This window comes from Bdellovibrionota bacterium (assembly GCA_035292885.1).
Lineage (GTDB): Bacteria > Bdellovibrionota_G > JALEGL01 > JALEGL01 > DATDPG01 > DATDPG01.
In genome coordinates, this window is record DATDPG010000081.1 from 1 (window position 1) to 23491 (window position 23491).

Here is a 23491-nt window from a genome sequence, read left to right on the forward strand (position 1 = left end):
CGTTCGTCCGGAGGTGGTGGACCTGATGGTGGAGATGCTCAATCGCGACATCGTGCCGGTTGTCCCTTGCCAAGGTTCGGTGGGGGCCAGCGGGGACCTCGCTCCACTAGCCCATATGGCTCTTGCGATGATCGGCGAAGGAACCGTGGAATGGAACGGGGAGCGTGTTCCCTCCAAAAAAGCATTCGCGGACGCCTCACTCAAGCCCTTAACCCCTGCGGCAAAGGAGGGTCTGGCCCTCTTGAACGGCACGCAGATGATGACGGCGATGGGGGGGCTGGCGCTCCTGCGCGGAGAAAACGCTCTCCGTCATGTGGACGTTGCCGCCGCGATGACGTTGGAGGCGGTTCTCGGCACGCCGAAAGCCTATGACGAACGGGTGCACAAGCTTCGTCCACACCCGGGCCAGACCGATGCTGCCTATAACCTCCGGCTCTTGACGGCCGGCAGCGAAATTTCAACGTCGCACCGCGATTGCGATCGCGTACAGGATGCCTACTCGGTTCGGTGCGCTCCTCAGGTCCACGGCGCCGGTCGGGATGCGCTGACGTATGTCCGCTCTGTTTTAGAGCGAGAAATGAACAGCGTGACCGACAACCCGATTTTGTTCCCCGGCGAAAAAGATCCGATCGCCTCGGCGGGGAATTTTCACGGTCAACCCGTCGCCGTGGCTCTCGACACGATGGCGCTCGCATTGACCGGCGTGGCATCGATCAGCGAGCGACGGATATTCCGTCTCCTAGATCCGAAGCTCTCCGAACTTCCGGCCGGGCTGACGTCGGACGCCGGATTGAAGTCGGGATTGATGATGGCGCAGGTGACGGCCGCTTCACTGGTGAGCGAGTGCAAGACGCTCTCTCATCCGGCAAGTGTTGATTCGATTCCGACCTGGGCCGATCAAGAAGATCACGTCAGCATGGGAGCGTTCGCCGCCCGAAAGGCGGAGCAGATTGTGGACGCGTTCGAAAAGGTCATTGCGATCGAATTGATATGCGCCGCCCAGGGACTCGAATACCGAAAACCTCTCCGTCCTTCGAAAGGCGTCGAGGCGGCCGTTAAAGCGCTTCGTACCGTCGTGCCTTCGGTGACCGAAGATCGGCAATTGACGCCCGATTTCGAAGTGGCCGTGGGCCTGATTCGAAGTCGAACTCTTCTGGAGGCAGTTCAAGACGTCGTCGGAGAGCTCAAATGAGCGGCGCTAGAACGATCCGCGCTCCTCGAGGACTCTCGATCACCTGCAAGGGTTGGGGACAAGAAGCTGCCATGCGGATGCTCATGAACAACCTCGATCCCGACGTGGCCGAGAAGCCGGACGAACTCATCATTTACGGCGGGACAGGAAAGGCGGCGAGAAGCTGGGAGGATTTCGACCGGATTGTGGCGACGCTCAAACGGCTGAAGAACGATGAAACGATGTTGGTTCAGTCGGGCCGAGCCGTGGGTGTCGTGCAAACGCACGAGGAGGCGCCGCGCGTTTTAATTTCGAACGCCATGTTGGTTCCGGCGTGGGCGACCTGGGAAAACTTTTGGGAGCTGGAACGCAAGGGACTCACGATGTTCGGCCAGATGACGGCCGGAAGCTGGATTTATATTGGGACGCAGGGAATTTTGCAGGGGACGTACGAAACGTTCGGCGAGGCGGCGCGAAAACATTTCAATTCGTCGTTGAAAGGGAGGTGGGTGCTCTCCGGCGGACTCGGCGGGATGGGAGGCGCGCAGCCGCTAGCGGTTACCATGAATGACGGAGTTTTTCTCGGTGTCGAAGTTGATCCCGCTCGTATCGAGCGGCGGCTCAAGACACGCTATCTCGACGAAAAAGCCGAGAATCTGGACGACGCACTCCGTCGGGTTCAACGGGCCGTTCAAGAAAAGAGAGCACTTTCCGTGGCCGTCGTGGCGAACGCCGCGGACGTATTCGGCGAACTCGTCCGGAGAAAAATCGTGCCGGACTTGGCGACCGATCAGACTTCGGCGCACGATCCGCTCAACGGATATGTTCCCCAGAACCTAACGCTCGCGGAAGCTGCGGATTTACGGCGGAAAAACCCGGAAGATTATGTCCGGCGAAGCCAGGCTTCCATGGCCGTCCAGGTTCGGGCGATGCTTTCGATGCAGAAGTCGGGCGCTGCCGTGTTTGATTACGGCAACAACATTCGCGGTCAGGCGAAGATTGCCGGTGTCGAAAATGCATTCGATTTTCCCGGTTTCGTCCCCGCGTATATCCGGCCGCTCTTTTGCGAAGGAAAGGGGCCGTTTCGGTGGGCGGCGCTCTCCGGCGACCCGAAGGACTTGGCGCGCACCGACCGGGCGATCCTCGAACTCTTTCCGAAGAACGAGGGTTTGCATCGCTGGATTCGCTTGGCGAGTGAGCGGGTCGCGTTTCAGGGTCTTCCGGCGCGAATTTGCTGGCTCGGTTACGGCGAACGGGCGAAAGCGGGACTTCGGTTCAACGAGCTGGTGGCCAACGGAGAAATTTCGGCGCCGATCGTCATCGGCCGCGATCATCTCGACTGCGGCTCCGTAGCGTCTCCGAATCGGGAGACCGAAGGGATGAAAGACGGCAGCGACGCGATCGCCGACTGGCCGATCTTAAACGCCATGGCGAACGTGGCGAGCGGAGCCTCATGGGTGTCGGTTCATCATGGAGGGGGTGTGGGGATCGGCTATTCGATCCATGCGGGAATGGTGGCGGTGGCGGACGGGACACCGATGGCTGCGCGGCGTTTGCAGCGCGTCTTGACGACCGATCCTGCCACGGGCGTCATCCGACATGCCGACGCCGGATACGAAAAAGCCATTGCTGTTGCCAAAGAGCGAGGGGTAGATCTCGCTCGATGAAGTCCAATCCGGCGACAACGATCCTTGTCGGAAACATTGGCCAATGCCTGACGCTTGATTCGGCTCAAAACGGCAACCCGCTTGGATTGATTTCAAACTCCGCCGTCGCGATTGCAGGCGAGAAAATTCTTTGGGTGGGCCCGGAAAAGAGTTTGCCCAAGGAATATCGCGAGGCCCGGACGATCGACGCAGAAGGAGCGCTGGTCACGCCCGGATTGATCGACTGCCACACGCATCTTCTGTTCGGCGGTTCGCGGGCGGATGAATTCTTCGCCCGCCTCCAAGGCGAGACGTACGAGTCGATTGCGAAAAAGGGGGGCGGAATCCAGAAAACGGTGGCGGCCACCGAGAAGGCAACGGATCGAGAATTGTTGGATACCGCTCGAAAGCGGCTGGACCGTTTTCTTTCGTACGGCGTGACGACGGTGGAAGTCAAGAGCGGATACGGCCTTTCGACCGAGAGCGAATTGCGAATTCTGCGGTTGCTTCGAAAACTGGAACATCCGGCGAATGTCATTCCGACATTTCTAGGAGCGCATATCGTGCCCAACGCGTATTCGAAAAAACGGGGAGAGTACGTGCGCCTCGTATGCGAAGAGATGCTGCCCAAAGTGAACGAAGGGAAACTATCGAACATCTGCGATGTTTTTTGTGAAGAGGGCGCGTTCACGGTGGACGAGAGCCGGGCCATTTTATCGGCGGCGAAAGAATTGGGGATGAAAGTAAAAATCCATGCGGATCAATTGTCGTGCACGGGTGCGGCGGAACTCGCGGCGGAGATGAACGCGCTGTCGGCCGATCATTTGGAGCATGCGAGCGATGCAGGAATTCGTGCGATGGCAAAGGGCGGCGTGGTGGGCGTACTTCTTCCGGGAGCGGTATTCTCGCTCGGAAAGCGAACGTATCCGCCGGCGAGAAAACTGCTGGATGCCGGCGTTTCGGTTGCCATTTCGACCGACTGCAATCCGGGGACGTCGAACACGGAAAACCTTCCTTTGATGATGTCGCTCGCGGCGGTGGAACTGCGAATGACGCTCGGAGAGATTTGGTTGGCTGTGACCAGAAATGCTGCGCGAGCTCTGGGACTCTCAGACCGAGGATCAATTCGAAAAGGTCTTCGCGCCGATTTCGTGATCTGGGACGCGGTCGACGCGATGGAAGTGCCCTACCGTTACGGTGCCGCCCGTCCCCGGACGACCATTACCGGCGGCAATAAGTGTCAGGCGCCTGCTGACAATTGCACCTGACGGTTAAAGTTGTCAGTTTCGGTGTACCTGACACCCCTATCGTGCTTGAATCACCTGGCATACGAGTTGCTTTTTTGATCGATCATCATGACCACAAAACAAAAAATAGAGGTTGCCGTTGTTATAGGGTTTGCCGTCCTCTTTAACGCAAACACCTATGCCGAAGAATCAATCCCAAAGCCTAAATCGGTCGGTGTCGCGTTGGCTCTTGGACTCGATCCAATTCCGGGCGATTCCCTGATATATTCGGGGCGTCCGGTGCAAGCATTAGGGTCCTTTCTTCTGGGTGCGGCCGGAGCAGGTCTTATCGGGCTTGGCGTTGGTTTGAATGCAGGCAGCCCAAGTGCCGAACAGCAAAGCGCGGGCACATGGATTGCTCTTGGTGTGATGTTGTATGCTCCAGCATACGCCTGGGATCTCATTGGAGGCGTGGCTTTTGCCAAAAGACACAACGCGGAGATCGAGAAGCGAAAGAGAACCAGTTTCTTACAAACGCTGCAACCCACGCTGGCGGTGACACCGGACGGTGCTCTCGCCGGTGCCCGGTTCGATTTTTGAGACGGAGGAGACCCCACGCAAAGGAACTCCAAAATTTTGATCTTCAGCCTGGTTTCAACTCTCGCGTCGTGCGGCGGTTCGGCCGTGGAGGTGGGAACAGGTGATCCTTTCTCGTCTCTCGATACACAACCCACGGGATTTGAACTCGCAACAATCATCACAGGCCTGGATTCCTATTTTGTGACAGCGGAGGAATTCCCTTTTGGTTCTGAAGTAACAAAGGACTGCCCGTCAGGTGGGACATTTACCGAAAACGTTCAGGTCAGCGAAACGGAGAATGGCGCAACCCTAACAGGAGACGTCTCGGTCTCGGCATGCTCAGTATCCTTTTTTATTGACGGTCAGGCACGTGAAGAATCTCTCACCGGAACCATTCATGTGAGGAGCGACTTGACTCAAACTGATGAGATTGTTCAATTCTCCGTCGCTCTCTCAGTAAGTGGCGACCTGGGATTTTCAATGGAATGCGACGTTCAGTTTCGTCATTCCAACACGGACTTCTCCCATACAGGCTCAGGCCAATGTGTTTTTCACGATCAAGAAGGGACGACCGTCACAGTGTCCGGTGATGAGTTGGTTGGACTTAGGTCGCAAACGCCGATCATATAGACTCGGGGTCAAGCCGACCCGAATAGTTCAAAGCCATTACAAACGGTCTTTAAAAGCGGCCGGCTATTCCAGCCCTAGGGCGAAACGAAGCGCTTCGTCGATGCCCTGCATTTTCGTCGACGGCAGCAGGCAAACTCTGGCGGAAAGAGACCTCTTCGGGATCGTGGTTACCGTGTCGAGATTTGCGACGCACGGTCGAGGTAGTCCTTCGCTTTTCCCTAAAGGGACTTCGACAGGCAGATCTCGAATCCGCGTCGTAATCGGAGCGACGGTTACAAGATCTCTGACTTGATATGCCTCGTCCCGGGATAGAAGAACGACCGGCCTACGCCCCGCTGGTTTAGAGACTTCCGCCCACCATACTTCCCCCCGTTTCATTCCCAGGATTCCTCGGCGAGCAGGTACGTAGCGGCCTCTTCGGCCGCCTTGATTTCATCTGCGGTTTCCGGATTTTTTGAATAACCCACAATATACTGTTCAATTTTCTTTCTTCGTGTCTGACTCTCCATAAATGAACGGATCGCCCGCTGAATAAATGAACTTCGAGATTCCCCCGAGTTCTTCCGAAATTTTTCCATTTGCCGAAGCAGCGCGTGTGGCAAACTGATGGCCAGCTTCTCGCACAGGTCGTTCGAACTTCTCGACATACTAAAGGAATACCATATTCATACCGCGAATAAAAGTTTCTATCGGACCGCGGGGGCGGCGGGCGCATCGCCCTGTCGGAGCCTGTCGATATCGAGCGAACTCTCCCGGCCGTCGCTCGCAGGGTCACGTTGATCGATGAAAAAGGCCAGGGTTGAGCGGAGTTAACGAGCGAACCAGGAAATCACTCCCTCTCTACTTGACATTACCCGCCTATCCCATTAAAAAGACGCGTTTTTTAAGCTCGTCGGAAATGAAAACCTATTCACAGAAAACAGCCGAAGTGGAACGGAATTGGCGCATCGTGGATGCGCAGGACAAGGTTCTGGGGCGCTTGGCCTCGCAGATCGCCGTGACGCTGCGGGGAAAAGACAAGGCGACGTTTACGCCGCACATCGACGGCGGGGACTTCGTGATCGTCGTCAACGCCGAGAAGGTTCATCTCACCGGCGCCAAAGAGGACGGAAAGATTTATTACCAGCACACTCGGTTTCGAGGCGGCCTCAAATCCTGGCCGGCGAGACGGATGCGTGAAATACACCCCGAAGAGATGATCCGCCGGGCGGTCTGGGGAATGCTCCCCAAAGGTCCGCTGGGAAGGGAAATGATTAAGAAACTCAAGGTCTACAAGGGGTCGGCCCACCCGCACGTAGCGCAGCAGCCTAAGCCGCTTGCGATCGCAAAATAAGGAACAGATTCCATGCCGAAAGCGTTTTACAAGTTTGCCAGTGTTGGAAAGAGAAAGACGGCGGTGGCCCGCGTTTACATGAATCCAGGAAAAGGAAACTGGGAAATCAATGAGCGCGGGCTCGAAGACTATTTTCCAACGAGGTCTTTGCAGACGACCGTAAATGAGGCGTTTGAAACGACCGGCACGGCGGGACAATTCGATGTCAAAATCCGCGTTGTGGGCGGGGGAGTCACAGGCCAGGCCGATGCAGTGAGGCACGGCATCGCTCGTGCGTTGCTTCGTGCCGATGTGGCGCACCGGCCGAAATTAAAAACGGCGGGTCTGTTGACACGAGATTCGAGAAAGAAGGAACGGAAGAAATATGGACAGCCGGGAGCGCGGAAGCGTTTCCAATACTCGAAGCGATAAATCGATTTTCCGAAACGTACGGGGTGCAACGGAAAAAAGGGGCTTTTGCCCCTTTTTTTATGATCAAATTCTGAACGGGCAGGGGGAAGAATGAAACAGCCGAAATATATTTTTGTGACGGGCGGCGTGGTTTCGTCGTTGGGAAAGGGCCTGGCGGCGGCCTCGATCGGGGCGCTGCTCGAAAATCGCGGGCTCAAAGTCACGATGCAGAAATTGGATCCTTACATCAACGTGGATCCAGGGACGATGTCCCCTTTTCAGCACGGTGAAGTGTTCGTCACCGCCGACGGAGCGGAGACCGATCTCGATTTGGGGCACTACGAACGATTCACGTCCGCCAAAATGACCCGCGCCAATAACGTTACCACCGGCAAAGTTTACGAGTCGGTCATCACGAAGGAGCGAAGAGGAGATTATTTGGGCGCGACGGTCCAGGTGATTCCGCACATTACCGACGAGATCAAATCGTTGATTCGCGCCAACGCGAAGAATTCGGACGTCGCCATCATCGAGGTTGGGGGGACGGTAGGAGACATCGAAAGCCAGCCGTTTGTCGAGGCCATTCGGCAGTTTCGAGCCGAGGACGGCAGGCAAAACACGCTCTACATCCACCTGACGCTCGTTCCGTTTATACCGACGGCTGGAGAATTAAAGACCAAGCCGACACAACATTCGGTTAAGGCATTACAGCAATTGGGTATCCAGCCCGATATCCTTCTTTGCCGGACCGATCGTTTTCTCTCCCCGGAAATCAAAAAGAAGATCGGTCTCTTCTGCAACTTGACTCCGGACGCCGTCATTACGGCGAAGGACGTCGAGACGACGTACGAAGTTCCATTGGTTTTTCATAACGAGGGGCTGGATGACAAAATCATCGAATATCTCAATATGTGGACCCGCACGCCGGACCTCACGGTCTGGGAGCAGCTGGTTGAAAAGATCAAACGCCCGAAAAGAGAGACGACCATCGGCGTAGTCGGCAAATACGTGCACCTGGTCGATTCATACAAGAGCCTGAACGCCGCGTTGATTCACGGTGGAATCGCCAACGACGCGCGCGTTCACATGCGCCACCTGGATTCCGAAGAGATTGAAAAAAGCGGACCGGACGAATATCTCAAGGACGTGGATGGTCTCCTGGTGCCGGGAGGTTTCGGAAGCCGAGGCATCGAAGGGAAGATTCAGGCGATCCGTCACGCTCGGGAAAAGGGGATGCCGTTTTTCGGAATCTGCCTCGGTTTGCAATGCGCCGTGATCGAATACGCCCGCAACGTTTGCAAGATGGAGGGAGCGAATTCCTCCGAATTCGACGAACATACAAAATATCCCGTGATCGACTTGATGGAACATCAGCGGGGCGTGGACAAAAAAGGAGCCACGATGCGGCTCGGCTCCTATCCGTGCAAAATCCTGCCCGGCACTCTTGCGCACCGGATTTATCAAGCCGACGAGATTCAGGAGCGGCATCGACATCGGTGGGAAGTGAACAACGATCTGCGCGGCCGGATTGAAGAGGCGGGGTTCCGTGCCACGGGCATCTACACGGCTTCGAACTTGGTGGAGATCATGGAGCTTGCAAACCACCCTTGGTTCTTGGGATGCCAGTATCATCCGGAGTTTCAATCAAGACCGACGGCGCCGCATCCCCTGTTTCGATCGTTCATCGCCGCGGCCCTTGAACACCGATCGTAAGAAGCCAATTTTATTGAGCTAAATCAGCTTCCATGTTACCTGTGTAAGACCGTGTCCATTCCGCTGAAACAAGCCATGCGCGTCGGCGCATACGTGATGAAGCAGAAGATGAAGGGGACGAAGCGGTTTCCGCTGGTTCTCATGCTCGAACCGCTCTATCGCTGTAACCTCGCGTGTGCTGGGTGTGGAAAGATTCAACACCCTGAAGAGATCCTAAAGCGAAACCTCACGCCGGACGAATGTTTCCATGCGACGGAAGAGTGTGGGGTGCCGGTGGTGTCGATCGCCGGCGGTGAGCCGCTGATTCATCCGCAGATCGATGAGATCGCCAACGGTCTCGTGTTCCGGAAAAAGTTCGTCTACCTCTGCACGAACGCCATTTTATTGGAAAAGAATCTCCATCGCTTCACGCCGTCTTCTTACTTCACGTTCAGCGTTCACATGGACGGGCTCGAAAAACGTCACGACGAACTGGTTTGTAAAGACGGCGTCTTTAAGAAGGCCGTGGCCGGAATTAAAGCGGCCAAGAATAAAGGATTTCGAATCACGACGAACACGACGGTGTTCGAGGGGGAAAACCCGGAGGAACTGGCCGACCTTTTTGATTTCCTGACCGACCTGGGAGTCGACGGAATGATGATTTCCCCCGGGTATGCGTATCAAAAGGCTCCGGACCAGGATCACTTCCTAAAACGCGGGCGGACGACCCAACTTTTCCAGAAGATTTTTGACATCGGACGGCGTCGAGGTCGGAAATGGCCGTTCAATCACTCTCCTTTCTTTCTCGACTTTCTCGCGGGAAAAATCGACTACGAGTGCACGCCGTGGGGCAATCCGAACTTTTCGGTTCTCGGATGGCAACGCCCCTGTTATCTCTTGGGTGAGGGATACGTCAAAAGCTTCGACGAATTGATGAACGATACCGCTTGGGAGAATTACGGGCGAAAGAGCGGCAACCCCAAGTGCGCCGATTGCATGGTCCACTGTGGATATGAACCGACCGCGGTCACCGATTCCACACGCACGATTCCGAATACAATTCGGTCCCTTCGCTCCGTGCTGGCATAATTCCTGCGCAATGCAGGATTTGACCCAAGCGTGTTATTCCAAAAATATGCCAATATAAGCCGTTGAAACAAAACAGAAAATAGCCGCCATCAGAATTCTCGCATTTACAGGGATGAAGCCGAGGTGTTATCGTAATTACGTCTGCGGGAGCAAGAGAAGGTAGGCGCTCCCCTCCAACGCATGGCACTCGAACTGAAGCAGAGTCTTCGTTTAAGCCAGCAGCTGGTCATGACCCCGCAGCTGCAGCAAGCCATTAAATTGCTGCAGCTCAATCGCCTGGAACTCGCGGAACATGTGATGGGCGAACTTCTGGAAAATCCGATCCTCGAAGAATACGCCGAAAACGCCGACGAAGAGGACGTCAAGGAGACCAAGCAAGACAAAATCGAAAAAGTCGAAGACGCCAAGACCAAAGAGGTCGATCCCCAAAAAGGGGAAGGTTCGGACGACATCAATTGGGAAAATTATCTCAACAGCCAGCCGTACACACCCTCGTACGGCGGGGCGGCCCGAGACATCGACCCGGATCTTCCGTCATTTGAAGCTACGCTCACGCGAGCCGATTCTTTGGCGGAACATTTGATGAGCCAACTCCATCTCACGCGCATGAGCGATCACGAAATGAACATCGGCGCCGTCGTCATCGGAAACCTCGATGACAACGGCTATCTCGTGTCGTCGCTGGAAGATATGGCGCGCAAGACCAGGACGACGCCGGAAGAAGTGGAAAAAGTCCTTAAGAAAATCCAGGAGTTCGATCCCATCGGTGTCGGCGCGCGGGATCTTCGGGAATGCTTGCTGATTCAGGCGAAACAGATTCCCCACAACGACCTCATTCGAAAGATCATTGAAAATCATTTGCACGATCTCGAGCGAAAAGCGTATCCCGCGATCTCGAAAGCCTGTGGCGTGCCTCCGGACCAGGTGATCGCAGCGGTAAAGGAGATCACGAAGCTGGAACCCAAGCCGGGAAGGCCGTTCTACGACGAAAGTTCCCAGTACATCACGCCCGATATCTATGTGTACAAAGTCGGCGACGAGTACGTCATCGTGCAAAACGAAGACGGGCTTCCAAAGCTTCGCATTTCCAATTTTTATCAGAGCGTTCTGCGCGGAAACCATTCGTCATCGATGACGAAGGAATACATCAACGACAAACTCCGTTCGGCGGTCTGGTTGATTCGATCGATTCACCAGCGGCAGCGGACGATTTACAAGGTCACGGAATCGATTGTGAAGATTCAGCGCGATTTTCTCGAGAGGGGGATCTCCGCGCTCAAGCCAATGGTCCTTCGGGATGTCGCGGAAGACATCGGCATGCACGAATCGACCGTCAGCCGCGTGACGGCCAACAAATACATTCACACGCCCCAGGGTGTGTATGAGCTGAAGTTTTTCTTCAACTCCAGCATCAAGCGGGTGGAAGGGGCCGACGTCGCGTCCGAGGTCGTCAAAGAGAAAATCAAAACGATCGTGGTGGCGGAAGATCCTCGGCGCCCCTACAGCGACCAGGAGTTGGTTGAACTCTTACGGCAATTGAACATCGACATCGCCCGCCGAACGGTGGCCAAATACCGCGAGATGCTCGGGATTTTGTCTTCCTCAAAACGTAAGCGGTTATTTTAGCGAACAGGAGGCAGAAATGAAATCGATGATTACATTCCGGCACATGGCCGCAAGCCCCGCCGTGAAAGAATTTGTCACCGAGCGCCTCGAGAAGCTCGACCGTTTCGGGAACAAAGGCAAAGAGGCGCACGTCATTCTCGAGACTGAAAAATATATGCATCACGCCGAAGTCGTATTGTCGTCCAAGAATTTTAAGGCCCGGGGAAAGGCCTCGACGGGGGACATGTACGCCTCCATCGAAGAAGCCATCACGAAGGTGGAGAAAAGCCTCCGTAAGCACCATGACAAGAGTGTAAAAGCCAAGAACCACGCCGGCCGGGCTGCGGAAGCCGCATAGTTACTCTATCGTTGTCGGAATTCCCGGCGCGGGTATGCTTTTCCCATGCGCCGCTCATTCGTGTGCCTCTTTTTAGGTTTCGTGTTTCTCGGCTGCGACAAGCCGAAATCTCTCATCAATGAATTTGATGTAGACGAAGCTCCCCGAAACACATTCACCAAACTGGTGACTTCGATCTCCGGAAAGGGATTCGTCGTCAGTTCCGTCGACATGGCCGGAATGACGCTTGCTACGAACTGGAAGGAAATTGAGACCGACAATCTGAAAAAATTCGCGTTGCTTTCAGGTGACGTGCTTCATTACGATAAGGGCCGCGTGCGCTGTTCCATTGCGGTGACGGATCGTAATGGAAATGCCCACATTAAAATCGACGCGCAAGTGGAAGGGCTCTTCCACGGCAAACAGGCGGGGACGAGCGGGACGGGCAGTTCGGGTTGGTCGGCCGAGCGGAGTACCGGCGAATTCGAGAAGTCGCTGGTCAAAGAGGTTTCCGGCGGTTAGCGGTTTTCTCGTACAGACGGGACAGGCTTCTTTTTTCCAGGGACTTAGTGCTTCGATCCGTAAATACGGTGAGGCATCGAGGTTGTCGATGCGCCGCGTTCTTGGTGCCCGGCGACGGAGGCGTACCCGGAAAGTACGGCGAAGGAGACGGGTGCCAAGAACGGGGATGCAGCGACGACCGAATGCCATCGTATTTACGGATCGAGGCACTTAAGGTAGCTTCGGCGCCCATGAGGCTCAAGGACATGATCCAAGAGTCGCTGATTTTTCCGGAACTTCCGATGGAAGACAAAGCGGCCACACTCCGGCACATGGTGGACGGAGTGGCTCGGGTATTCCCGGAGCTCAAGGCCGAGGAATTGCTTGCGGTGATTATGGACCGGGAACGTTTGAGCTCCACGGGGATCGGCAGCGGAATAGCGATTCCTCATGCAAAATTAAGCTCGTGTCGCAGCCATATCGCGGCATTCGGGCGCAGCCGCGCCGGCATTTCCTTTGATTCGATCGACGGCAAACCGGTGCATCTGATTTTCCTGATCGCCGGGCCCGTCGGCGCGAACGAAGCGCATCTCAAAGCTCTGGCTCGCATTTCAAAGTTTTTGCACGACACGACGTTCCGGGACCGCTTGATGGTCGCAGAGAGCGCTCAACTGATTTATGAGGCGATTGCCGAGAAGGACGCTCAATATTAAATCATCTTTTCGCCAGCTTGGGGGGGTGAGATGAGGGCTGTGGTGATTTCCGGCCTCTCCGGCTCCGGGAAATCCTCCGCCGTGAAGGCCCTTGAGGATGCCGGTTACTTTTGCGTCGACAACCTCCCCGTGCCGGTTCTAGCGGCCTTTTTCGAACTTTCGGCTCAATCTTCCGAAGGGATTCAGAAACTCGCATTTGTGATCGATGCCCGGGACAAAAAGCATATCGGTAAGCTCCCCACAGCCCTGGATCAGTTGACGAAAAAGGGCCACATGTTCGAACTCGTGTTTTTGGAAGCTTCGGACGAAATTCTGGCCCGGCGATTCAGTGAGACCCGGCGGAGGCACCCCCTTTCCCCGGACGGGTCGGTGGCCGAGGGCGTTGCGATCGAGAAAAAACTGCTCGCGCCTCTTCGAAAAATCGCGAGCCACGTGATCGATACATCGGAACTGAATCCGAGGGATTTGCGGCAGAAGATGTTGCAGAGCGTACAGGCACCCAAGGAAGAAAACGCACTGGCGGTTCAGGTGACTTCCTTTGGTTTTAAGTACGGCCTTCCGGTGAACGCCGATATGGTTATGGATGTCCGCTTTCTCCCGAATCCGTTTTTTAAAGAAGAGCTAAAAGACCGAAGAGGAACCGATTCACGGGTGGTGGACTTCGTGCTCGCCCAAAAGGACACGATGGAGCTATTGGCTCTTTTCGAAAAGATGTTGAAATTTCTGCTTCCCCGTTTCGATCGGGAAGGAAAAAGTTATCTCCACCTGGCCGTCGGATGTACCGGAGGCCGGCATCGATCGGTTGTCATTGCAGGTCGGCTGGCGATGTCGATGGAAAAAATGGGCTATCACGTCACGCTTTCCCACAGGGATCTGGACCGTGATTGAACAGGAATCCCACAGTACCGATGAAGGCGTCTTGGAAGGAGAGGTCGTGATCGTCAATGAGCTTGGTTTGCACACGCGAACCGCCACGATTCTGGTGCAGTCGGCGCGCAAATTTGCGTCTTCGATCGAAGTGTCGATGGAGGGTGCCAGTGCCGACGGAAAGAGCCTTTTGGAACTTCTGACGTTGGGAGCGGGGAGAGGCAAGGTGCTTCGGCTCCGGGTCGCGGGTCCCGACCGGGACGAAGCATTTCAGACGCTCGCCCGTTTGATCGAACGCGGTTTTCAGGAAGAAGAGGTCCAGTGAGCGAAGCCGAACGCACGGTTCGGGGAATCGCCGCTTCACCCGGGATCGCACTCGGATTTGCCCACGTGCTCGACCAGGGGAAACTGACGATTCCCCATCGAACGTTGCCTCGAAAGGAAGTGGAAGGAGAGGTCGCGCGCTTCGACGAAACGCTCCGGTCCGTCAAAGAGCAGCTTCGCTATCTTCGAAAACGGGTCAACGATGAGCAGGGGGAAGAGCATGTCTATCTCGTGGACGCCCAAGTGTTGATGCTCGAAGACAAGAGCTTGACCGACGACACGCGCGAATTGATTCGGAGCCAACAAATCAACGTCGAATGGGCGCTTCAGAAAGCTCTCGAAAGATTCAAGACCTCGTTCGACAAGATCGACGACGAATATTTTCGGGATCGACGGAGCGATATCGATTACGTCGAGGAACGGCTTTTGCGCGCGCTTCTCGGGACGAAAGAACATCGTTACCTCTCCATCCAGCAGCAGACGGTCTTGATCGCGGCGGACCTGACGCCTTCCGATCTGACGAAGATCAACCGCGAGAATCTTGTCGCGATTCTCACCGACGTCGGAGGGCGGACATCGCACACGGCGATCATCGCGAGGTCTTTGGAGATCCCGTTCGTGACCGGATTCGGGGATCTATCCGTGCAGGTTCAGAACGGCGGCCGCGTGATTGTGGACGGCAACGAAGGGACGGCCGTCGTTCACCCCGCAACGAAGACGTGGTCCGCGTATCAGGAAAAAAAACAGCGATACATAGCCACGCGAAAAGAATTGTTGAAGAACCGGCACCACAAAGCGGAAACGAAAGATCAGTTTTCGGTTCACTTGAAAGCGAATATCGATCTGCTGGAGGAGCTTCCTTCCATGGTGGAGAACGGAGCCGAAGGGATAGGGATGTTGCGGACGGAGCATCTGTTTCTGGGCGGCTCGGTTCCGGTCTCCGAGGACGAACAGTTTGAAAAATACAAAGAAGCGGTTCTCAAAGCCAAACCGCATGAGGCCGTAATACGGCTCCTGGACCTACCGGGAGATGAACTCTTCTATCCACCCAGCTCCGGACCTTCCCTTCATAAGAATCCCGCGTTGGGGTTACGCGGGGTTCGGTTTCTTCTGCATGAAAAAGAAATCTTCAGCGTTCAGGTGCGGGCGATATTGCGCGCGAGTGCGTTCGGAAAAGCGGCTGTCCTGTACCCGATGGTTTCCACCGTAGGAGAAGTCCGGCTGGCGAATCAATGGCTGGCCGAAATCATGCAGGATCTGAAAGCGCGGAATATTCCGTTTGATCCGGACCTTCGAATCGGCGCCATGATCGAAGTTCCTTCGGCGGCGCTATGCGCGGAAAAATTGGCGCAGGAAGTGGATTTCTTTTCCATCGGGACGAACGACCTCGTCCAATACGCCATGGGTGTCGACCGTTCCAACGAACTGGTGGCCGATCTGTATGATCCGTTCCACAGCGCGGTGATCCAATTGCTTCGGTCGATCATCGAAAAAGGGCACAAAGCGGGGATCGAAGTCGGCGTTTGCGGAGAAGTAGCTTGTGAACCGCTCTATGTTCCGCTCTTGGTGGCGATGGAGTGCAATTTTCTCTCCATGAACACCGCCGCGATCCCGTTCATCAAGGAGATCGTGCGGGAACTAACGATCGGCGAGGCGAAGCAGTGGCTGGCCGAGGTGGCCGATCTGGACCGGCCGGCGGATGTCCGCCGGCAGATTTCGGACCGGCTTTCCGGGCGTCTTCGGACACTTGCTTCTTGACGGGTTTGAAAAGTGGGTGTTAGAGGAAGCAGTTTTTCTCGGATTCGACGCAGGAAACCCCGAACCAAGGAGAAAGCCATGTACGCAGGAAAGTTCTTATTCACTTCCGAGTCCGTCACCGAAGGGCATCCGGATAAAATCTGCGATCAGATTTCGGACGCCGTTCTGGATACGTTGATTTCCCAAGATCCGGGCAGCCGTGTGGCGTGCGAGGCCATGATCGGAACGGGCTTTATCCATGTGGCCGGCGAAATCACGACCAAAGGATGGGCGAATTTCGACGAGATCGCGCGCAACGTCACACGGGAAATCGGATATACCCACTCGGACATCGGATTCGACGCCGACAACTGCGCGATCATGCTGTCGATCAACAAGCAGTCCGGAGACATTTCGCAAGGGGTCACCGAGGGCGAGGGGCTCTACAAGGAACAAGGGGCCGGCGATCAGGGAATGATGTTCGGATACGCCTGCAACGAAAACGAAGACTACATGCCCTCGCCGATTTATTACGCTCACAAACTCACCCGACGTTTGGCGGAAACGCGCCGCCAGGGAACTCTCAATTTCCTTCGCCCCGACGGCAAATCTCAAGTGACCGTGGAATACGTGAACGGAAAGCCGACTCGAATCGACGCGGTGATCATCTCGGCGCAACATTCCCCCGACGTGACGTACGAAAAAATCCGCGAATCGATTCTGGATCAGGTGGTTAAGCCTTCGTTGCCGGCTCAGCTGTTGGATTCAAAAACCAAGTATTTCATCAATCCCACGGGGCGTTTTGTGGTGGGGGGACCCCACGGGGACTGCGGCTTGACGGGAAGAAAGATTATCGTGGACACCTACGGCGGCTGGGGCCGGCACGGCGGCGGATCGTTCTCGGGGAAGGACCCGTCCAAAGTCGATCGAAGCGCCTCGTATATGGCTCGATACGTGGCCAAGAACGTCGTCGCGGCCGGTCTCGCGGAACACTGCGAGATTCAGGTGGCATATGCCATCGGTGTGGCCGAGCCGGTCTCCGTAATGGTGAATTCCTTCGGAACCGGAAAAATCTCGGATGAGAAATTAGGAGCGGTCGTGCGAGAAATCTTTACGTTTAAACCGAAGTCGATCATCCAAAAGCTTCAGCTCCTTCGGCCGATCTATCGCAAGACGGCTTCGTACGGCCACTTTGGTCGTGCGAGCGACGGATTCAGCTGGGAGCAGACCGATATGGTCGACGCCGTTCGAAAGGCTGCCGGGTAAGCTCTCGGCCGCGGCAACGCCGCTCCATTATTCATGGCAGTCAGCCGCGTAGAAATTGTCGACCAAAATTTTCGCCGGTTTGTAACCAACTGGAAAGCAAGGGCCTCACGATCGGATCGGTCCCAGCCGATTCGAGAAGGAAGCCGGCTGACCGGGGAAGTGGCGCTGGAACTTTTTGAATCGCAGGTACAGTCCCGCCAACTCGATTTTGAATCGAGGCGTCTGCGCGCGAAAGATCAAGGTTTCTACACCATCGGAAGCTCGGGCCACGAGGGCAACGTTGTGTTGGGCCGTCTTCTCCGCACGTCCGACCCGACGCTGCTTCACTATCGCAGCGGAGCGTTGGCGTTGGAACGCTCCCGCCATCTCAAGAGCGGGGATGCTCTTTACGACATCTTGCTTTCTTTTTGTGCCTCGTCCGAGGATCCGGTTGCGGGCGGACGACACAAGATTTGGGGGAGCAAGGCTCTTTGGATTCCCCCGCAGACCAGCACAATCGCTTCGCACCTTCCCAAAGCCATCGGGATGGCCATGGTCATCGAACGGGCCAAACCTTTGAAACTCGACCTGCCGATTCCGAAAGACTCGATCGTCTGCTGCTCGTTCGGAGACGCGAGCGTCAACCACTCCGTGGCCTTGGGTGCGTTTAACGCCGCATCGTGGATGTCTCATCAACATTTGCGCGTTCCGATTCTTTTTGTCTGCGAAGACAACGGCATCGGGATTTCGGTTCGGACACCCTCGCGGTGGATTGAAACGAAATTTTCAAACTACCCGGGTTTTGAATACGTAGCCGGGAACGGCCTCGATATCGTTTCCGCTTATGACGCCGCCTGGGACGCGGTGGAGCGATGCCGATCGCGCCGCGCACCCGTTTTTCTCCATCTTCAAACGGTCCGGCTTTTGGGACACGCCGGGAGCGACGTGGAAACCGAATACCTGACCAAAGAGGAGATCGAGGCGAACGAGGCGAAAGATCCGTTGATCCGTTCCGCTCAGATTCTTTTGGAAGGCGGCGTGGCTACGGCCGACGAACTTTTGTCTAAGTACGAATCGGCCGCTCGAAGCGTAGACGAGGCATCCAAAAAAGCGGTGACCCGGCCGAAACTTCGGTCGGTCGAGGAAATTGTCGCGCCCCTCGCCCCGTTCAGCGCGAAAGCGGTCGAAAAAGAGGCCCGACGGACGGACTATGCGGAACGTCGGCTCCAGGCATTCGGTGGAAAGGAATCGCTCCCAGAGCTACAAAAGCCAAGGCATTTGGCCGCGATTCTCAATCTGGCGTTGGCGGACCTCTTGGCGAAGTATCCGCAGATGCTGATCTTCGGGGAGGACGTCGCGAAGAAGGGGGGCGTGTACCACGTTACGGCCGGCCTCACGGACAAGTTCGGCGTCGGCCGTGTCTTCAATACACTCTTGGACGAGACGACGATCCTCGGATTGGGAATCGGGGCGGCGCATTTGGGCTTCCTTCCCGTTCCCGAGATCCAGTACCTGGCGTACTACCACAACGCGGAAGATCAGATTCGGGGTGAAGCCGGATCGCTTCAATTCTTTTCGAACGGGCAGTTTCGAAACCCGATGGTCGTCCGAATCAATTCCTTCGGCTATCAGAAAGGTTTCGGCGGCCATTTTCACAACGACAATTCAATCGCCGCGCTTCGGGATGTCCCCGGCATCGTGATTGCCGCGCCCGCGCGGGGGGACGACGCCGTAGGAATGCTTCGTACGGTTCTGGCGATGGCGCAAGTCGACGGCCGGGTGGTTCTGTTCTTGGAGCCGATCGCGCTTTACATGACCAAGGATCTGTATGAACCGGGGGATGGACAATGGCTCTGCGCTTTTCCTCCGCCGGGCGAGGCGGTTTCGTTCGGTGAGGGAAGAGTCTACAACGAGAAAGCAAACGATTTGACAATCGTTACGTATGCAAACGGCCTTCATCTTTCACTTCGAGCGGCAAAAATCTTGAAGGAGAAATACAAAATCCAGGCCCGGATTCTGGATGTGAGATGGCTGGCGCCGCTTCCGTTCAATCAAATTTTGGAGGAAGCTGGAAAGAGTGGAAAAGTACTCGTGGTCGATGAGTGCCGATTTTCCGGGGGGATGGCGGAGCCGATCCTCGCGTTCTTAGCGGAATCCAAACTCGCGCCAAGACTTAAGCTGGCTCGCCTGAGTGCGGTCGACACGTATGTCCCCCTGGGCCCATCCGCCAACCTCGTCCTACCGTCCGAACAGCAGGTAGTTGAAGCGGCGCAGCGACTCGTCGAGAAGTCTTGAAGTCTTAAGGAGTTAGTGGTAGGGTTTCGCGCTTTTTAAGGGACACGTAAGTCCTCGATATTTTAGACTTTTATTGGGCAGGAAGTGAACCAAGAATGACCGCAATTCGGGTAAGAGACGGAGAATCGTTCGAGAGCGCGGTCCGGCGCTTTAAAAAACAGTGCGAAAAGGCGGGGATCCTTGCGGAACTCCGCAAGCGGGAGCATTACGAGAAGCCGAGCGTCAGGAAAAAGCGGAAGTCGCTTTTGGCGAAAAAACGGGCTCAAAAAAGAAGCTTTCCACCGCGGTAAATCCGGTTGAAGCCTCGGTTCATTTCCGCCGGTTCGTAAGGGTGGATTTTGGTACCACGTGACGTCATCGATGAGATCCGCAATCGGGTCGATATTGTTCGCCTGATTGGCGAAGCGGTTCCCCTCAAGAAATCAGGTCGCAACTATCTGGGGATCTGCCCCTTCCACAAAGAAAAAAGTCCGTCGTTCAACGTCAGCGAGCAAAAACAGCTTTATCATTGCTTCGGCTGCGCCGAAGGCGGAACGGTCATCACGTTTCTCATGAAGTTTCATCGTTTGAACTTTCCGGAAGCCCTCGAACGATTGGCCTCGGTCGCCGGAGTGGATCTCAGCAAGTACAAAGGGAACACGGCGGAGAGCGCCGCACGTCAGGAAGAACGGAAGCGTCTTCTTCGCATCGTGTCCTACGCACGGGATGTATACCACCGCTCATTCACGGAAGCGGAAAACGCCGAGGGGGCTCGAACGTATGCGTCCTCTCGGGGGATCTCCTTCGCGGCAGCGAAACGATTGCGCCTGGGCTACGCTCCCGAAGGTTGGGATACGCTCGTTCGCGCCCTGGAACGGGACCGGCAATCGTTGGAGGAAGCGCTCCTGGCCGGCGTCATCGGCAAACGCCAAAGCTCCAAAGGATATTTTGATCTCTTTCGAAATCGTCTTCTTTTTCCTATCAGCGATCCTCAAGGGCAGACCGTTGGTTTCGGCGGCCGAATTCTCGGGAAAGATCCTCGGGGAGATGCCTTGGCCCCGAAGTATCTCAATTCCCCTCAAACGCCGATTTTCGACAAGGGCCGGTTGCTCTACGGCATCCACGAAGCTTCCGAATCGATTCGCGCGGAGAAAAAAGCGATTGTGGTGGAAGGGTACATGGACCAGGTTGCACTGGTGGAAGCCGGCATTTCGAACGTGGTGGCCACGCTCGGGACGGCTCTGACATTCGCCCACGCGCGGCTCCTCCGCCAATATGCGGATGAAGTGATCGTTCTGTTCGACGGAGATACGGCCGGACTGAAAGCCTCGCGCCGGTCGATTCGGCCGCTTTTGTCCGAAGGAGTGAAGGCGTTCGTCGGGATTCTTCCCGAGGGCGTGGATCCGGACGTGTTCGTCCGAAAAAATGGGAAAGAAGCCCTCGCAAATTTGATTCGAGAGGCCGCGCCGATTCTCGATTTCTTTATTGAGCGGTTCTATCAAGGCGCCGCGAATCTTCAGGAAAAAGCGGCGGCCATCGAAGAGCTTGCGGGGACGATTAAAGAAACGAACAGCGTGTATCTGAAGGAAGCGCTGATCGATGAGGCGGCGAAAAAGACCGGACTCGATCGTGAAATTTTGCGCGGCGAGCGGCGGATGGCGGTGCCTGCACCTCAGCGATCGACGGTTCCGGCTAAGCCGATTTCGCCGTCGCCCAGGGCCCAAAAGGAAGAATTGATCCTTCTTCGCTTGGCGGCCGAAGTGGGCAAAGCGCGCGAACGATTCGTGGCGGAAAGCGTCTTGTCGATGCTCTCCTCCCCGGAGTTGGGAGAAACGGCGCAGCGCTGGTTGGCGAAAGTTTCCGAACTCGAGGGTTCCGACAACCCGGCGGCGCAGTGGGTGGATTCCTGGGACGACGAAGAGACCCGGCCTCTTCTGGCGGGCGCGTTCTTGGAGGGAATCGACGTTGATGCCGATTGGGAGAGAGTCTGGAACGATTGCCTCCGGAAAGTGATCCGCCGGGCGATTTCAAAATTAACACAGCAGATTCCGTCGGCGGAGCGGGCGGCGGAATCCGGCGTCGGAATGAACGATGTTCGTATGGATGAACTCAATCGGAAAATCTTTGAACTGAAACAAATGGAGCAGGCGGTCAATCGCCCGCCTCGAATCGAGACGGCAACGCAGGGGAGGTTGTAATGAAAGAGGAAGAAAAGGACATCGAATCGATTAAACACCTCATCGATACGGGAAAAGAGAAGGGGTATCTCACGTACGAAGAGGTGAACGAGGTCCTTCCAAAGGACGCCATCAACTCCGAACAACTCGACGACATTATGATCATGTTCGGCGAGATGGATATCGCCATCGTCGACAATGAAAAAGAAGGGCGGGCCCTGCGGGACCGGATGCGCGCGGAACACCCGGACGAAGAAGGAGAAGAAGGCGAAGGGGCGGATGCCGAAGCCGCGCGTTCGAACGATCCGGTTCGGATGTATCTCAAGAAAATGGGGGCGGTTTCGCTCCTGACCCGCGAAGGCGAGGTCGAGATCGCGAAGCGGATCGAGGAGGGGGAAAACGAAGTCCTGGAAATCCTTCTCCGTTCAACCGTCGGGGTGAAGGAGATCTTGACGATCGGCGAAAAGCTCAAGAAGGGAACGGTCCGGGTCAAAGATCTCGTGCGTGGCGTGGAGGAAGACGACGAGAACTTCGACGAAAAAGGGCTGACGCAGACGGTCCTGACTCAGGTCGACAAGATCCGCCGGCTGGATCGCCAGAACATGAAAATGACCGAGGACCGCCGCATTTACGCGAAGTCCAACTTGAAAAAGCGTCAACTGACCGAAAAGATCGAGCGGAGTCATCGGAAGATGTTCGAGACGCTCAAAGAAATCAACCTGAACCGAAAGTGGATCAACCGGATCGTTTCGCGTCTCAAAAGCATGATTCTCAAGATTGAACGAGCCGAACAGAATTACGCGGACGCCGAGCAGAAGACCGGCAAGCCGATGCGCGAGCTGAAAACGCTGTTCCGAGACGCCAAGAAAGGGCGTTTGGAAGCCAAGCGCGTTCAGAAAAGGCTCAAGGCCGTGTCGCTGGAAGAGCTGGTCGAGATCGAAAAGATCGTGAAAGGCGCCGAAAAGAGAATCCACAAGATCGAAGAAGAGGCGGGAATGTCCTGTTCTCAGATCAAGGAAACGTACAAGCGCCTCAATCACGGCGAGGAAATGGCCGACATTGCTAAAACAGAGCTGATCGAGGCCAACCTGCGTCTCGTCGTTTCCATCGCGAAGAAGTACACCAACCGCGGTCTTCAATTCCTGGATCTCATTCAAGAAGGAAACATCGGCCTCATGAAAGCGGTGGACAAGTTCGAATACCGTCGAGGGTACAAATTCTCGACGTACGCCACGTGGTGGATCCGGCAGGCCATTACCCGGGCGATCGCCGATCAGGCGAGAACGATCCGGATTCCCGTACATATGATCGAAACGATCAACAAGCTGGTCCGCACGTCGCGATATCTCGTTCAGGAACTTGGACGGGAACCCACGCCCGAAGAGATCGCGGCGAAGATGGAACTGCCGCTCGACAAGGTCCGAAAGGTACTCAAAATCGCGAAGGAACCGATCTCGCTCGAGACGCCGATCGGCGAGGAGGAAGACTCACATCTGGGCGATTTCATCGAGGACAAGAACGCCGTCAATCCGTCCGAGGCCGTGGTGGGAATGAATCTCTCGGAACAGACGCGAAAAGTGTTGGCGACGTTGACTCCGCGCGAAGAGAAAGTTCTTCGGATGCGGTTCGGCATCGGCGAGAAATCGGATCATACGTTGGAGGAAGTGGGGCAGGATTTCGAAGTGACGCGCGAACGTATCCGGCAAATTGAAGCCAAAGCGCTCCGCAAGCTCCGCCATCCCTCCCGCGCCAAACGCTTGAAGAGTTTTATTGATAGCTAATCGGAGGATGATGCGGATCTGCACACAGGGAATCGGTTTCGCTCCTCGGGCTTCGTCCGCTCCGTTTGTTACGGTCACTCCGGCGGGGGCCCCTCGGAGCTTCCGCGGCGCGTCACTTCGTGACCGCACCGCGTATCCGTTTCCCCTCGTCTCCGTTCCCAAGACAAACGGGCG

23 protein-coding genes are annotated in these 23491 nt (G+C 55.8%); 21 read left to right on the forward strand and 2 right to left on the reverse strand.

The genetic code is table 11. From position 1 onward, the window contains the following. The 5 genes from hutH to VI895_06290 form a co-directional block, all read left to right on the forward strand. The coding region (gene hutH / locus VI895_06270; GenBank protein ID HLG19406.1) for a histidine ammonia-lyase at positions 1-1192 on the forward strand (1192 nt) is incomplete at its 5' end. Next, positions 1189-2838 carry a urocanate hydratase gene (hutU, locus tag VI895_06275; GenBank protein ID HLG19407.1) on the forward strand — a complete coding sequence of 550 codons (1650 nt, stop codon included), beginning with the start codon at positions 1189-1191 and terminating at the stop codon, positions 2836-2838. The genes hutH and hutU, both read left to right, overlap by 4 nt. Further along, a complete protein-coding gene (gene hutI / locus VI895_06280) occupies positions 2835-4085 on the forward strand; it encodes an imidazolonepropionase (protein HLG19408.1) in 1251 nt (416 codons plus the stop codon). Before hutU ends, hutI begins: the two co-directional genes overlap by 4 nt. 87 nt (positions 4086-4172) lie before the next feature. Beyond that, the gene (locus VI895_06285) at positions 4173-4643 is read left to right on the forward strand and encodes a hypothetical protein (protein ID HLG19409.1); all 471 of its coding nucleotides are present in this window, start codon (positions 4173-4175) and stop codon (positions 4641-4643) included. 36 nt (positions 4644-4679) lie between these two features. Beyond that, entirely contained in the window at positions 4680-5252 is a 573-nt protein-coding gene (locus VI895_06290) for a hypothetical protein (protein HLG19410.1), read from the forward strand. 63 nt (positions 5253-5315) lie between these two features. On the opposite strand, the gene VI895_06295 is transcribed toward VI895_06290, so the two are convergent. Together VI895_06295 and VI895_06300 are read right to left on the reverse strand one after the other, a co-directional pair. Then, entirely contained in the window at positions 5316-5630 is a 315-nt protein-coding gene (locus VI895_06295) for a type II toxin-antitoxin system PemK/MazF family toxin (GenBank protein ID HLG19411.1), read from the reverse strand. Continuing rightward, positions 5627-5899, reverse strand: coding sequence for a hypothetical protein (locus VI895_06300; GenBank protein HLG19412.1), 273 nt, complete (start codon positions 5897-5899; stop codon positions 5627-5629). Before VI895_06300 ends, VI895_06295 begins: the two co-directional genes overlap by 4 nt. Positions 5900-6150: 251 nt before the next feature. Here VI895_06300 and rplM point away from each other — a divergent pair, with 251 nt between their 5' ends. The 16 genes from rplM (at position 6151) to rpoD (ending at position 23317) form a co-directional block, all read left to right on the forward strand. Further along, positions 6151-6585 carry a 50S ribosomal protein L13 gene (gene rplM, locus VI895_06305; GenBank protein ID HLG19413.1) on the forward strand — a complete coding sequence of 145 codons (435 nt, stop codon included), beginning with the start codon at positions 6151-6153 and terminating at the stop codon, positions 6583-6585. Between the two features lie 12 nt (positions 6586-6597). Next, positions 6598-6996 carry a 30S ribosomal protein S9 gene (gene rpsI, locus VI895_06310; GenBank protein ID HLG19414.1) on the forward strand — a complete coding sequence of 133 codons (399 nt, stop codon included), beginning with the start codon at positions 6598-6600 and terminating at the stop codon, positions 6994-6996. A 90-nt stretch (positions 6997-7086) separates the two neighbouring features. After that, positions 7087-8688: a CTP synthase gene (locus VI895_06315; GenBank protein ID HLG19415.1), complete on the forward strand. Its 1602-nt coding sequence runs from the start codon at positions 7087-7089 to the stop codon at positions 8686-8688. A gap of 51 nt (positions 8689-8739) precedes the next feature. Further along, positions 8740-9756 (forward strand): adenosyl-hopene transferase HpnH, encoded by a 1017-nt coding sequence (gene hpnH, locus VI895_06320; protein HLG19416.1) that lies wholly within the window; start codon positions 8740-8742, stop codon positions 9754-9756. A 180-nt stretch (positions 9757-9936) separates the two neighbouring features. Next, positions 9937-11382 (forward strand): RNA polymerase factor sigma-54, encoded by a 1446-nt coding sequence (gene rpoN / locus VI895_06325; protein HLG19417.1) that lies wholly within the window; start codon positions 9937-9939, stop codon positions 11380-11382. A 16-nt stretch (positions 11383-11398) separates the two neighbouring features. Then, positions 11399-11719, forward strand: a complete 321-nt coding sequence (gene raiA, locus VI895_06330) for a ribosome-associated translation inhibitor RaiA (GenBank protein ID HLG19418.1) — start codon at positions 11399-11401, stop codon at positions 11717-11719. A gap of 45 nt (positions 11720-11764) precedes the next feature. Then, positions 11765-12220: a hypothetical protein gene (locus tag VI895_06335; GenBank protein HLG19419.1), complete on the forward strand. Its 456-nt coding sequence runs from the start codon at positions 11765-11767 to the stop codon at positions 12218-12220. A 47-nt stretch (positions 12221-12267) separates the two neighbouring features. Next, the gene (locus VI895_06340; protein HLG19420.1) at positions 12268-12912 is read left to right on the forward strand and encodes a PTS sugar transporter subunit IIA; all 645 of its coding nucleotides are present in this window, start codon (positions 12268-12270) and stop codon (positions 12910-12912) included. Positions 12913-12942: 30 nt separating this feature from the next. Beyond that, the gene (rapZ, locus tag VI895_06345) at positions 12943-13800 is read left to right on the forward strand and encodes an RNase adapter RapZ (GenBank protein ID HLG19421.1); all 858 of its coding nucleotides are present in this window, start codon (positions 12943-12945) and stop codon (positions 13798-13800) included. Further along, positions 13793-14104 carry an HPr family phosphocarrier protein gene (locus VI895_06350; protein ID HLG19422.1) on the forward strand — a complete coding sequence of 104 codons (312 nt, stop codon included), beginning with the start codon at positions 13793-13795 and terminating at the stop codon, positions 14102-14104. Before rapZ ends, VI895_06350 begins: the two co-directional genes overlap by 8 nt. Then, entirely contained in the window at positions 14101-15861 is a 1761-nt protein-coding gene (gene ptsP, locus VI895_06355; GenBank protein HLG19423.1) for a phosphoenolpyruvate--protein phosphotransferase, read from the forward strand. Before VI895_06350 ends, ptsP begins: the two co-directional genes overlap by 4 nt. A 78-nt stretch (positions 15862-15939) precedes the next feature. Further along, entirely contained in the window at positions 15940-17106 is a 1167-nt protein-coding gene (gene metK / locus VI895_06360) for a methionine adenosyltransferase (GenBank protein ID HLG19424.1), read from the forward strand. Between the two features lie 33 nt (positions 17107-17139). Next, positions 17140-19380, forward strand: coding sequence for a thiamine pyrophosphate-dependent enzyme (locus VI895_06365; protein ID HLG19425.1), 2241 nt, complete (start codon positions 17140-17142; stop codon positions 19378-19380). 95 nt (positions 19381-19475) lie between these two features. Continuing rightward, positions 19476-19670 (forward strand): 30S ribosomal protein S21, encoded by a 195-nt coding sequence (gene rpsU, locus VI895_06370; protein ID HLG19426.1) that lies wholly within the window; start codon positions 19476-19478, stop codon positions 19668-19670. Positions 19671-19718: 48 nt separating this feature from the next. Continuing rightward, entirely contained in the window at positions 19719-21557 is a 1839-nt protein-coding gene (gene dnaG / locus VI895_06375; GenBank protein HLG19427.1) for a DNA primase, read from the forward strand. After that, on the forward strand, positions 21557-23317 hold the full coding sequence (rpoD, locus tag VI895_06380; GenBank protein HLG19428.1) for an RNA polymerase sigma factor RpoD: 1761 nt from the start codon (positions 21557-21559) through the stop codon (positions 23315-23317). Before dnaG ends, rpoD begins: the two co-directional genes overlap by 1 nt. Positions 23318-23491: the final 174 nt, after the last annotated feature.